Raw genomic sequence first — 13,417 nt, forward strand, 5'->3', positions numbered from 1 at the left:
GGGTTTACAACTTAATTGGAGCATCCTCCGGCTCGACAGCGCGCGGCAGATTGGACTCGCCCATCAAGTACTGGTCCACGGCCTCGGCGCAGGCGCGACCTTCGGCGATAGCCCACACAATCAGGCTGGCCCCGCGGCCATTGTCACCGGCCACGAACACCGGACCGTCGAAGTTCTGCTCGATGTCGCTGCGCACGGCGAGGTAGTCGTCGTCACGCATCATCACACCGCGATCGTTGAACTGAATCCCCAGTTCATGGGGCAGACCGCCGCGCTCCGGACCGGAGAAGCCCAGCGCGATGAGAACTAGGTCGGCGTCGAGCTCGAAATCCGTATCCTCCATGGGCACACGCTTGCCATCGATGACCTCGACCTCGTTGGCGGACAGGCCGGTCACGTGACCGTCCTCGCCGTGGAAGGAGACGGTGTTGACGTTGAAGACGCGCTTGCCCAGGGTCTCGCCGGTGACGCGAGCGTTGAAGCCGAGTGCCTCGGTAACCTCTGGTGGTTCGGAACCGGTGATGGTGTACTCGCCCTCTTCGTGGGCAGTCGCCACACGCCAGACCAGCGGATACATCGGCCACGGAGTCGACGCCGCACGGGACTTCGGCGCACGCGGGCGAATATCGAACTGCGTGACGGACGCCGCTCCCTGGCGCAGCGCGGTACCGAAGCAGTCAATGCCGGTGTCACCGCCGCCAATGACAACGACCTTCTTGCCCTTCGCATCAATCGGCGGGGTGTCGAGCTCGCCTGCGGCAACGCGGTTGGCACCCGGCAGGTACTCCATAGCCTGGTGAATACCCTCCAAATCACGGCCATCGACAGGCAGGTCGCGGGCCAGTGACGCGCCGGTAGCTAGGACCACTGCATCGAATTCGGCCAGGTCAGCAGCCGTCGGTGAGATGTTGGTGCGGAACTCAGTGCCCTCGATTTCCATCTGCTCGAGACGACGGTCGAGGAAACGCTGCTCCATCTTGTAGTCCGGCACGCCGTAGCGCATCAGACCACCAATCTTGTCGTCGCGCTCGAAGACCGTGACATCATGCCCGGCGCGAGTCAGCTGCTGTGCTGCAGCAAGGCCCGCCGGCCCGGAGCCGATGACAGCGATGTGTTGGCCGGTGTCGAAAGTCGGCACAATCGGCTGCACCCAGCCCTCATCGAAGCCGCGTTCAACGATGGCCAGCTCGATGTTCTTAATGGTCACGGCATCATCATTGATGCCGAGCACACAACCGCCCTCACACGGTGCCGGGCACAGGCGGCCCGTCCACTCCGGGAAGTTGTTGGTGGCGTGCAAGCGCTCGAAAGCCTCGTGCCAGCGGTTCTGACGAACCAGGTCATTCCACTCCGGAATGATGTTGCCCAGCGGGCAGGCCGAGTGACAAAACGGCACACCACAGTCCATACAGCGGGTCGCCTGCTGTTGCACCTGCTCGTTGCTAGCCTCCTCATAGACCTCTTTCCAGTCCATCAGACGCAGCGGAACCGGGCGATGAGCAGGCTCTTCGCGCTGGAATTTCATGAACCCCTTCGGATCAGCCATTGGTTACTGCCTCCATGATTGCTTCGTTGATGTCAGCGTCGTTGTCCTTTGCCTTCGCGACTACGTCGAGAATTCGGGCGTAATCACGCGGCATGATTTTGATGAACTGTGCAGCCGGGAACCGAGTCTTAGAACCCGTGAGCTTGCGGTGCTTCGACAGCGTGGCCTCCAACCAGCTGATGTCCTCATCATCGAGCGGCACAATATCGACCAGCTCGGTGTTGATGTTCGCCCGCGTCGCCTCGTTATCCAGCAGGTAAGCGATACCGCCACTCATACCGGCGCCGAAGTTGTGACCGACCGGGCCCGCCACTACGACGCGGCCACCGGTCATGTACTCGCAACCGTGGTTACCGATGCCCTCGACCACGGCCGTAGCACCGGAGTTACGCACGCAGAAGCGCTCACCGACAGTGCCGCGGACGAAGATCTCACCGCTGGTGGCACCAAAACCAATGACATTGCCGGCAATGGTGTCGGTAGCCACATCCGCGGTCGGCGGGGCCGAACGTGAAGGTCGAACCACAATCTTGCCACCGCACAGGCCCTTGCCGACGAAGTCGTTGGCATCGCCCTCCAGCTTGATGGTCACACCGGCCGGCAGGAACGCACCCAGCGAGTTACCGGCGGAACCGAGCAGGTTGACGACGATGGAGTCGTCGGCAAGCCCCTGCTTACCTGCGACTTTGGTGACTTCATACCCCAGGCGCGTGCCCACGGAACGGTTCACATTGCTGATGGCGTGGTGCAGCGATACCGGTGTCGGCGCCAGCCCATTCGCGCGCGCCGTACGCAGCGCGGGCTGCGCTTCGTCGATGAGGCGCTCATCCAACGCGCCCTCAAGGCCGTGGTCCTGCGCCTTCGTGCAGTAGGAATCCTGGTCCGCAAAGAAGGGGCTTTCGGCAACGTGCAGGATTCGCTCCAGGTCAAGCTTTGCGACGCGCGGAAGGTTGTCGAGATCCTTGCGCGGACGCAGGCACTCGGCATGTCCGACCGCTTCATCGATGGTGCGGAAACCCAGCTCAGCGAGGTATTCACGGACCTGCTGGGCGATGAAGGTGAAGAAGTTGACCACGTGCTCGGCACGGCCGGTGAACTTGCTCCGCAACTTCGGATTCTGGGTGGCAATACCAACTGGACAGGTGTCCAGGTGGCAGACGCGCATCATGACGCAGCCCTCAACCACCAGCGGAGCGGTAGCAAAACCAAACTCCTCAGCACCCAGCAACATCGCGACCACGACATCACGACCGGTCTTGAGCTGGCCATCGCACTGCACGCGGATGCGGTCGCGCAGCCCGTTGAGCATCAGGGTCTGCTGGGTTTCAGCGAGCCCCAGCTCCCACGGACCGCCGGCGTGCTTGAGGCTGGTCAGTGGCGAGGCACCAGTGCCGCCATCGTGGCCGGAGATCAGCACGACGTCGGCATGCGCCTTCGAGACACCAGCGGCGACGGTACCCACGCCCTGCTCGGAGACGAGCTTGACGTGAATGCGGGCGCGCGGATTGGCGTTCTTGAGGTCGTAGATGAGCTGTGCCAGATCCTCGATTGAGTAGATGTCGTGGTGCGGTGGCGGCGAGATTAGCCCCACGCCCGGGGTGGTGATGCGGACCTCCGCGATCCACGGGTAGACCTTGTTCGGTGGCAACTGGCCACCCTCGCCGGGCTTTGCACCCTGGGCCATCTTGATCTGGATGTCGGTGCAGTTGGACAGGTAGTGGCTGGTCACACCGAAGCGGCCCGATGCGACCTGCTTGATGGCAGAGCGTTTCCAGTCGCCGTTGGCCTCCATTTCGAAACGGTCTGGGTCCTCGCCGCCCTCGCCGGAGTTGGACATCGCACCCAGGCGATTCATAGCGATGGCCAGCGTCTCGTGTGCCTCCGCAGAGATGGAGCCATAGCTCATTGCGCCGGTGGAGAAACGCTTGACGATGCTCGAGACCGGTTCGACCTCTTCAATGTCGATTGGCTCGCGGTCCGAGGCGAACTCGAGCATGCCGCGCAGAGTTGCCAGCTGCTTGGTCTGCGCATCGACCTTGTTGGTGTAGTCGCGGAAGACCGCGTACTGACCAGTGCGGGTGGCATGCTGCAGCGTGTAGATGGTCTCCGGGTTGAACAGGTGGTACTCGCCTTCGCGACGCCACTTGTACTCGCCCCCGAGATCCAGCTCGCGGTGTGCCTGCTCTTCCGGGCGCGGCAGGAATGCGCTGCGGTGGCGCGCGGCAACATCTTCTGCGACCTCGTCGAGACCAATACCTTCCAGCGGAGAAACAGCGCCGGTGAAGTACTCGTCCAGGAACTCCTGCGACAGACCGACGGTGTCGGCCAGCTGAGCGCCACGGTAGGACTGCAGTGAGGCGATACCCATCTTGGACATGACCTTCAGCACGCCCTTGGAGGCAGCCTTGCAGTAGTTCGAGCAGGCCTGATCCAACGTCAGAGCTCCGAGCTGGTCCTTCATGCGCAGCTCATCGATGGTTTCGAAAGCCATGTACGGGTTAATGGCATCGGCGCCAAAGCCCAGCAGCATGGCCATGTGGTGCACCTCGCGGGCGTCGCCAGCCTCAATGATGAGGCTGGCGCGCGTGCGAGTGCGCTCCTCCACCAGGTGGTGGTGGACCGCGGAGGTCAGCAGCAGCGACGGGATGGGGGCAAAGCGCTCGTTGGACTCACGGTCAGACAGCACAATCAGTCGGGCACCACGGTCAATGGCCTCAGAGACCTCACGGCGAACACGACGGATAGCGTTGCGCAGGCCACGGCCACCGCGGGCGACCGGGTACAGGCCAGAGATGACCTCGGCACGGAACTCGGAGTACTCCTCGTTCTTGCCCGCCTGGCACAGGGTGACAAAGTCGTGGTTGTCCAGGATTGGATGCTCAAGCCGGATGCGACGGGCGGCATCGGCGGTGGGCTCCAGGATGTTGGTCTCTGCACCCAGCAACGTATTCATGCTGGTGATGGACTTTTCGCGCAGCGAGTCCAACGGCGGGTTGGTAACCTGCGCGAACCGCTGCGAGAAGAAGTCGAACAGCATGCGAGGGCGGTTGGACAGTGCCGCAATCGGCGTGTCTGAGCCCATCGAACCCAGGCCCTCCGCGCCGGTGAGTGCCATCGGGCGGATGATGAGGTCAACGTCTTCTTCGGTGATGCCGAAGACGCGCTGTCGTAACACCGCGCGGGCATGCGGCATGTACTGGTAGCGCTCTCGTGGCAGGTCGGTGATGTCGACCAGGCCCTCTTTGATCCATTCCTCGTATGGCCCGGTGGCGGCCAGCGTGGACTTAATCTCCTTGTCCTCAATAATGCGACCGGCCTTCATGTCCACCAGGAACATGCGCCCCGGCTGCACGCGCGTGCGCTGCACAATCTGCTCCGGCGGGATATCCAGGACACCAGCTTCGGAGGCCATCACCACCAGGCCCTCGTCGGTCACCCAGATGCGCCCCGGGCGCAGACCATTGCGATCCAGGGTGGCACCGATGACCTGGCCGTCGGTAAAGCAGATGGCAGCGGGGCCGTCCCACGGCTCCATCAGGCAGGCGTGGTACTCGTAGAACGCGCGAACCTGCGGGCTGAGATTGTCGTCGTGCTCCCAGGCCTGCGGAACCATCATCATGACCGCATGCGGGAGACTACGACCACCGAGATGCAGTAACTCCAGGGCCTCGTCGAAACGCGCAGTGTCAGAACCGTTGGGGTCGCACACCGGCAGCGCGCGGTCGATGTTGCCCAGCTTGCCAGAGCGAATCAGCGACTCGCGGGCGCGCATCCAATTTTCGTTGCCGCGCACGGTGTTGATTTCGCCATTGTGAGCGACGTAGCGGTACGGATGTGCCAGCGGCCAGGACGGGAAGGTGTTCGTGGAAAAGCGCGAGTGCACGATGGCGAGCGTGGAAGTGACTTCCTTCTGCTGCAGGTCAAGGTAGAAATCCTTCAGCTGCGGAGTAGTCAGCATGCCCTTGTAGACGATCGTGCGGCTGGACAGCGACGGGAAATACACAGTGTCGCCACCAGAGCCCTCGCCGGCGCCCTGTTCACCCAGCTCACGCTCGCAGCGCTTACGCAGGAAGAACATCTTGCGGTCGAGATCGATATCGCTGAGCTGGCGACCCTCGTAGTTCTTCGCGGTAACGAAGAGCTGACGCAGCACCGGCATAGCCTGGCGAGCCATCTGGCCAAGCCCGTCAGCGTTAATCGGCACATCGCGCCATGCCAAGATCTCGATGCCCTCTTCGGCGCAGATGTCTTCAATAGCCCGGATGGCATCGAGGGTGGCCATGCGCGACTGCGGCAGGAACGCAATACCGGTGGCGTAGGTTCCGGCCGGCGGCAAAATAACGCCTTCCTTGCTCAGCTCAGCACGGTAGTAGGCATCCGGAACCTGAATGAGAATGCCGGCACCGTCGCCGGTGGTCTTCTCGGCGCCGGCGGCACCGCGGTGGTCGAGGTTGACCAGTGCCTGAATGCCCTTTTCGACAATGTCATGGGTCTGGCGACCGTAAATGTCGGCAACAAAGGCCACGCCACACGCATCATGTTCGTTCGACGGGTGGTAGAGACCTTCCCTCTGAGGACCACGAGGCAATGTGGTCGCTGTTTCGGTCAGAGTCATGGCTGTCTTAGCTGTCATGGCTGTTTTCCCCTTGTAGGTGCAATGTGCCAATTGGGGGACACGGGTTATCTATATTTCCAACTGTTTTAACAATGCACTTTCATCTAGGCGTATTGCAATACGTATTTAGGGAATTAGCTATATTTACCCACCCCCGAAGGAGCTAGAACACCCTTCCCGTTCGACTAAAACCGGGCTTTTACTACCCGCTTTAACGCCATAACCCCCTAATCGAGCTACCACCCCCGCTAACTACGCACAATTGTTCGATTCTTTAGCAAACCTCCCTCCATACCCAATCCGCTCCCACCGCTATGGTTAGCTCCATGCTCGTCAACCGTCGTTTCCGCTCGCCACTGCAGGGCCTCGCCCTCCTTATCGGCGCAGTGACAATCCTCAGCGGCTGCACGGCTCCCACAGCCCCCACTCCAGAGAGCCAGTCGTACAGCCCGGCTCCGGCACCCGCATTCACGCCCGAGCCAGAGGAACCCGCGCCCGAGATTCCTGAAGCGCCCCACTCCCCGGACGCCCCGGACACCCCAGCGCCCGGCACATCGCCTATCGACGGCATCCGTAGCGCCCTCAACCAGCTGGAGGTAAAAGGGCGCGCACCGAAAACCGGCTATGCGCGCGATGAGTTCGGACAACGTTGGAGTGACGACGTCTCTGCCGAGTTTGGGCACAACGGATGTGACACGCGAAACGATATTTTGAATCGTGACCTTATTAATAAGGAGTACAAACCAAATAGCCACGATTGCGTCGTGCTTTCAGGGCAGTTACTGGATCCCTATACCGGCACGATGATTGAGTTCCAGCGTGGCCGCGATACCTCTTCTGCCGTTCAAATCGACCATGTCGTAGCCTTAAGCGACGCCTGGCAAAAGGGGGCACAGCAACTCCCGCCCGAGGTTCGGCAGGACTTTGCCAATGACCCCCTCAACCTCTTGGCCGTCGATGGCCCCGCCAATCAACAGAAGCGGGATAGCGATGCCGCATCTTGGGTGCCCGCCAATAAGCCATTTCGCTGCCAGTATGTCGCTCGCCAGGTGGCGGTAAAACAGAAATACCACCTATGGGTCACGCAGGCGGAGTACGATGCCATCGACCGTTGGCTCTCTACCTGCACACCAGAGGATGAGCCCGCACTTGCCGCCCTAACCCTGAATTAGGGCAACTTCCTCCGGCGCTCACCGATGCCACACACCGAGGCTCAAGCCGGCGAATATGCCACCTATTCAGCTACGTGTTCGCAACCTCCCTCCCCTCTCGGTCGCGAGCATTTCATTTTTCCTGAAGATTCCTAGCCCCTAATTTCTGGGGGCGACCGCCATTCACTTACGGCCCACCCCTTTCAAACAAACCAACCGAAAACCCCTGGATTCATAGAGTTATATACGTCAATACCAGAATTGAATTCGTTACCACAGTGTTATCATTTCGTTATATTCACTGCTTCCTGTCGGTTTATAACCGTTTGATAACACTGTATCCTCTAGCCCGTACGCGAAAAAGGTATCCGTCGTAAAGCACTGCGCACACTGACTGCGTATTTTTACTTTTCTTCGTGGAAACTACTTTTTGACGCGGCACAGGTTTGTTAAAGTCTGGTTGTTACAAAAACGCACTATCGTGACTGATGGTGTCAATGTGACTGAAGAGTCGCTTGGCGCTATTAGCCGCTTGTCCATCACCTTGGAGGATTCTCACCCATGGCAGCTGAAATGAAGGCTCCGCAAGTACCACTTGGGCTGCAAATCAAGGCTTTTGCCCAGTCGATTCCACCGCTCCTGCGTACCGGCGCCCTGTACATGACTCCGAAGACGGCGCCGAAGGTCCTCGATTACCTGCGTCGCCTGAAGTTCTCCGTCGCCAGCCTGATTTCCATGGGTGCGCTGCGCTACCCGGATCGCCTCGCCCTTGTCGATGATGACGGCGAACTGACCTATTCTCAGCTGCTGGACAACGCCCACGCCCTGGCTCGTGCCTTGATGGACCGTGGCATGACTCAGAAGTCCAGCTTCGGTGTTATCGCACGTAACGGCCGCGGCATTATTCTGCCGATGGCTATCAAGGGCTTCATCGGCTCCGAAATTATGCTGATGAACATCGGCTCCGGCCCGACTCAGATTCGCGGCGTCGTTGACCAGAATAAGGCCAAGTTCCTGTTCGTCGATGACGAGTTCCTGGGCAACCTGCCGGAAGACCTCGACGATGTCACCGTCGTTATTACCTCCGTGACCAAGCCGGAGACCCGCAAGAACGCGGGCAAGAACTTCCTGTTCATGGAAGACCTCATTGAAGAAGGCCGTACCTCGAACGCCAAGTTAGATCCGAAGCCGGAACAGGGACGCATCATCATCATGTCCTCCGGCACCACCGGCATCCCGAAGGGTGTCCTGCGCAATGAGCCGAAGACACCGGCAACTGTGGGTGCAATCGCCGAGCGTATTCCGTGGCGCCGCAACATGGTCATTCACCAGTCCGCATCCATGTTCCACGCCTGGGGCTGGGCAAATGTGCTGATTGGCATGGCTACCGGCTCCACCATTGTCACCATGCGTGTCTTCGACCCGAAGAAGGCTGTTGACCAGTGTGAACAGTACGGCTGTAACGGCATGATTTCCGCAGCCTTCTTCCTGCGCCAGATCAAGGATGTTCTGGATGAGGAGCCGAACCGCAAGATTGGCCCGTTCCGCTTCATCGTCTCCTCTGGTAACGCCATCCCGGGCTGGCTCGTCTCCGCGCTGACTCACCGCTTCGGTCCGGTTATCTGTAACTTCTACGGCTCCACCGAGGCCGGCCTGTGCTCCATCGCATCCGGCGCGGACCTCGCAGCCCGCCCGGACTCCGCAGGTCGCCCGGCAATTGGCGCCAAGGTTCGCATCCTGGGTGACGACGGCAAGGAAGTCGAGCCGGGTGAGGTTGGCATGATCCACACCGCTCAGGAGCTCTCCTTCATCGGTTACCTGAACAAGAAGGACAAGTTCACCACCGTCGATGGCCTGTTCCAGATTGGTGACCTCGGCCGTATCGACCAGGACGGCTACCTGTACATCTGTGGTCGCTCCGACGACATGGTGATCAAGGGCGGCGAGAACGTCTTCCCACGCGAGGTCGAAGAAATTCTGGGCCCGGTGCCGGGCATCGCCGATGTCTTCTGCCACGGCAGCAACGAAAACGACGAGATTTTCGCTGACCTGTTCCTCTACGTTGTCCGCGAGGACAATGAGGCCGGCAAGAACCTCACCGAGGACATGCTGCGCGAGTACGTCCGCGAAACTCTGGCCGAGCACTCCACTCCGGACCGCGTCTTCTTCGTCGACTCCCTGCCGCGCAACGCCATCGGCAAGGTTGTCCCGCGCGAGGTCAAGGCAATGCACGAGCGCCTGAATCTGGACGCTCAGTAAGAAGCCTGCACACGAAAGTGTGCCCACCGGCTATCCGCCTGGTGGGCACACTTTTTGCTTATTTCCGCTACCTTTTACACGGCTATCCGCGCGGGCGCACCTGGATTTCATCCACGTTGGCATCCGCTCCGGTATCAACGGCCAGACGTACCGCGGCTGCGATCGATTCAGGCCGCATGAACTTCGTGCCGTCGTAACGCCAATCCGCATCATCGCGGTGCCAATTCGACTGCAGCTGAACCTGCATATCGGTATCGACGCGCCCGGGGTGCACGGAGCTGACTCGTACCGCGCCACGCTCTTCCTCGCGCAGCGCATCGGTGAAGGCCCGCAGTGCGAACTTCGACGCCGCATACGGCGAAGTACCAGCTGAAGCGCGGAATCCCGAGCCCGAGTTGATGGTCACCAGCGTACCCTCCGCCTTGCGCAGCGCCGGCAGCAGCTGGCGGGTCAGGTCGGCAACGGCGACGACGTTGATGTCCATAATCCGCGACCAGTCCGCACGCGAAACCTCCGCCACGTCCCCATCGACGTACACGCCCGCCGAGTGCACGAGCACATCCAGCCCGCGCCCACCGAGCGCCTCCAACAGCTTTGCCACTTCCGCGTTTACGGCGTCGGTATCACCCAGATCAGCAACGAATACGCTTGCCGACGGCAACTGCGACGCCACCTTCTCGGCAGACTCAGCACTGGTAGCGCCCACAATGACATGGTGGTCACGGGAGAGATCCTTGGCGACCGCCAGGCCAATACCACGGCTTGCACCCGTGACCAGGGCAATCTTGGTGTCAGCGGCAATATCGATGCTCATGTACGGCTCCTCTATGTAGTCGGTTTACTTCTTCGGCTTCGCGCCGCCCACCTGGTCGATGGGGGTCACCTGCAGGAAGTCAATGTTGACGCGCTTCGGACGGGTGGCCGCGAACACGATGATGTCGGCAACATCATCGGCGGTCAGCGACTCAACGCCATCGTAGACCGCTGCGGCCTTGGTCTCGTCGCCGTCGAAACGCACGAGTGAGAAGTCGGTGTGGACGCGCCCCGGATCGATTTCGGTGACGCGCACGCCATCGGCAGCAACCTCTTGACGCAGGACTTCCACCAGCGCGCGCTCAGCGTGCTTGGCCGCGTTGTAGCCGGCACCGCCGGTGTAGACCTGACGGCCGGCAATCGAGCCGACGGTGAGCACAATGCCGCTGATGGACTTCAATGCGGACAGCAGTGCGCGAGTGACGCGCAGGGTGCCCAGCACGTTGACCTCGTACATCCAGCGCCACTTTTCCTCGACAGCGCCTTCAACCGATTCCATGCCCCAGGCGCCACCGGCGTTGTTAACCAGCACGTCGACGCGCGGTTCGGCCTTAGCCAGCGCCGCCACATCGGCGTCGGAGGTGACGTCAACCTTGTAGACCGTCGCTTCACCACCGGCAGCGCGAATCTCCTCCGCGACAGCCTCGAGCTTGTCCTCGCGGCGGGCTCCCAGCACAACGCGGAAACCTTCAGCTGCGAACTGCTTGGCAGTGGCTGCACCAATACCAGAAGAAGCACCGGTAACTACAGCTACTTTCTTGCCATTAGTTGAAGTTTCAGAGGTCATGGGGGCTCAACTCCTTGCTACATGCGTCTACTAATATCCCCGACTGTAGTCATACGACACCCTCCTGCGCCGAAGACTGCGTGTGCTTTACACCTGATGTTCCACGTGAAACGTATATAAAACTGTGCCGGAATTTTTCCGATTCACCTCATACACAGCCGCTAAAACCGCGATACTGGTTGCATGTCTGACCAGCCTCACTTCCCACATCTTCTCTCCCCTCTCGACGTCGGTCCTCTAACTCTGCGCAATCGCATCATCATGGGATCAATGCACTCCGGCCTGGAAGATCGCACCCGTGATATCCCCAAGCTGGCTGCCTACCTGGGTCGGCGCGCCGAAGGTGGCGTGGGGCTCATCGTCACCGGCGGTTATGCTCCCAACATCGAGGGTTGGCTGACTCCGGCCGGTTCGATGATGGCGTCGAAGCGCATGGCGGACAATCACCGCCGCGTTACTGACCTCGTGCACTCCCACGGCAGCCACATCGTGCTGCAGGTGCTGCACGCCGGTCGTTACAGCTACAGCCCGCTGGCTCGCTCCGCCAATACCGGTCAGTCGCCGATTAGCCCGTTTAAGGCTCACCGCCTCACCGGCTTTGATGTCTCACGCACTATCGGCGCTTATGTCCGCGCCGCGAAGCTCGCAAAGCGCGCCGGTTACGACGGCATCGAGGTTATGGGTTCCGAGGGTTACCTGCTCAACCAGTTCCTGGCCGAGCGCACCAACCACCGCTCGGACAACTGGGGTGGCAGCGCCGAGGCTCGCATGCGCCTGCCCATCGAAATTGTCCGCCGCATTCGCGCCGAAGTGGGCGAGGACTTCCTACTGCAGTACCGCATTTCGCTGCTTGACCTGGTGGAAGACGGCCAGACCTGGTCCGAGACCACTGAACTCGCGCAGCGTCTGGTCGAGGCTGGCGTCGATGTCTTCAACACCGGTATCGGCTGGCACGAAGCACGCGTCCCCACCATCGTTACGTCCGTGCCGCGCGCCGCATTCACGAATCTGACGGGTCGTCTCCGTTCGCTTGTCGACGTCCCGGTGGCAGCCTCCAACCGAATCAACCGCCCCGAGGTTGCGGAGAAGATCCTCGCTGACGGCAATGCGGACCTGATTTCCATGGCCCGCCCACTGCTGGCTGACCCAGACTTCGCCATCAAGGCGGGCGACGGTCGAGCTGACCAGATCAACACCTGTATCGCCTGTAACCAGGCCTGCTTGGACCACACCTTCGCGGCCAAGCGCTCCACCTGTTTGGTCAACCCGAAGGCAGCTTACGAAACCGAGCTGGTATCCGTGCCGGTTGCGAAGGACAAGGCCAAGCGCGTCGCCGTCATCGGCGCTGGTGTGGCCGGACTCGCTTTCGCGGAAGCCGCAGCTCAGCGCGGTCACCACCCGGAGATCTTCGAAGCCGCCGACCAGATTGGTGGCCAGTTCAACCTCGCCGCAAAGATTCCGGGCAAGGAGGACTATGGCGAGACGCTGAAGTACTTCTCCCGTCGCCTGGAGGTGCTCGAAGTTCCGGTTCACCTGAACACGCGTGCCGACGTCGACGAGCTCAAGGCCAAGTTTGACCACGTGATTGTGGCCACGGGTGTCACCCCGCGTATCCCGGGCATTGCCGGTATCGACCACGAGAAGGTCATTCGTTACGACGAACTGCTCTCGGGTGCGAAGCAGGCTGGCAACAAGGTGGCCGTCATCGGTGCTGGCGGTATCGGTGTGGACGTGTGTGAATACCTCACTCGCAAGCCGAACCAGACCATCGAAGCCTGGAAGGACGCCTGGGGCGTCGGTGACCCTGCGGAGTTCCGCGCGGGCCTGACCAAGCCGGGCACGGTCTCTGGCGCGGCTGAGGAGTTTGAGGTTGAGCGCGAGGTGCACCTGCTGCAGCGCAAGACCTCCCGCATCGGTAAGGGCCTGGGCAAGACCACTGGTTGGGTTCACCGTGCGGAGATCAAGAAGGCCGGTGTCAAGCAGTACACCGGCGTCACCTACAACCGTATCGATGACGAGGGCCTACACATCACCATCGATGAAAAGCCACAGGTCATCGCGGTTGACAACGTGATTGTCTGTACTGGTCAGGTATCCAATCTGGACTGCCTGGGCGGAAAGGATCGCGAGAGCGTCACCGGCGATAACTCCAATGTCACCATCATCGGCGGCGCGGACGTGGCCGCTGAGCTGGACGCAAAGCGTGCCATCCGCCAGGCCGTTGAGGTAGCGCTCGCGCTGTAGGG

Annotated in this window: 7 protein-coding genes; 3 read left to right on the forward strand and 4 right to left on the reverse strand. The window is 61.0% G+C overall.

Annotation, left to right across the window (positions count from 1 at the left end; translation table 11 throughout):
• Positions 1-4: 4 nt before the first annotated feature.
• The gene (locus tag QP995_RS07220) at positions 5-1,546 is read right to left on the reverse strand and encodes a glutamate synthase subunit beta (RefSeq protein ID WP_070547013.1); all 1,542 of its coding nucleotides are present in this window, start codon (positions 1,544-1,546) and stop codon (positions 5-7) included.
• Complete coding sequence (gltB, locus tag QP995_RS07225; protein WP_284853069.1) at positions 1,539-6,161, reverse strand: glutamate synthase large subunit; 4,623 nt, start codon at positions 6,159-6,161, stop codon at positions 1,539-1,541. Before gltB ends, QP995_RS07220 begins: the two co-directional genes overlap by 8 nt.
• Positions 6,162-6,487: 326 nt before the next feature.
• Between gltB and QP995_RS07230 the strand changes: the two genes are divergently transcribed.
• Positions 6,488-7,333: an HNH endonuclease family protein gene (locus tag QP995_RS07230; RefSeq protein ID WP_257877184.1), complete on the forward strand. Its 846-nt coding sequence runs from the start codon at positions 6,488-6,490 to the stop codon at positions 7,331-7,333.
• Positions 7,334-7,873: 540 nt separating this feature from the next.
• The gene (locus QP995_RS07235) at positions 7,874-9,571 is read left to right on the forward strand and encodes an AMP-binding protein (RefSeq protein ID WP_101687974.1); all 1,698 of its coding nucleotides are present in this window, start codon (positions 7,874-7,876) and stop codon (positions 9,569-9,571) included.
• Positions 9,572-9,653: 82 nt separating this feature from the next.
• On the opposite strand, the gene QP995_RS07240 is transcribed toward QP995_RS07235, so the two are convergent.
• Positions 9,654-10,385, reverse strand: a complete 732-nt coding sequence (locus QP995_RS07240) for an SDR family oxidoreductase (protein ID WP_016421787.1) — start codon at positions 10,383-10,385, stop codon at positions 9,654-9,656.
• 24 nt (positions 10,386-10,409) lie between these two features.
• The gene (locus QP995_RS07245) at positions 10,410-11,171 is read right to left on the reverse strand and encodes an SDR family oxidoreductase (protein WP_070566485.1); all 762 of its coding nucleotides are present in this window, start codon (positions 11,169-11,171) and stop codon (positions 10,410-10,412) included.
• A 183-nt stretch (positions 11,172-11,354) separates the two neighbouring features.
• On the opposite strand from QP995_RS07245, the gene QP995_RS07250 reads away from it, so the two are divergent.
• On the forward strand, positions 11,355-13,415 hold the full coding sequence (locus QP995_RS07250) for an NADPH-dependent 2,4-dienoyl-CoA reductase (protein WP_070866349.1): 2,061 nt from the start codon (positions 11,355-11,357) through the stop codon (positions 13,413-13,415).
• The last annotated feature ends 2 nt before the right edge of the window (positions 13,416-13,417 follow it).

It is taken from the genome of Corynebacterium sp. MSK032 (assembly GCF_030232065.1).
Taxonomy (GTDB): Bacteria; Actinomycetota; Actinomycetes; order Mycobacteriales; family Mycobacteriaceae; genus Corynebacterium; species Corynebacterium jeikeium_D.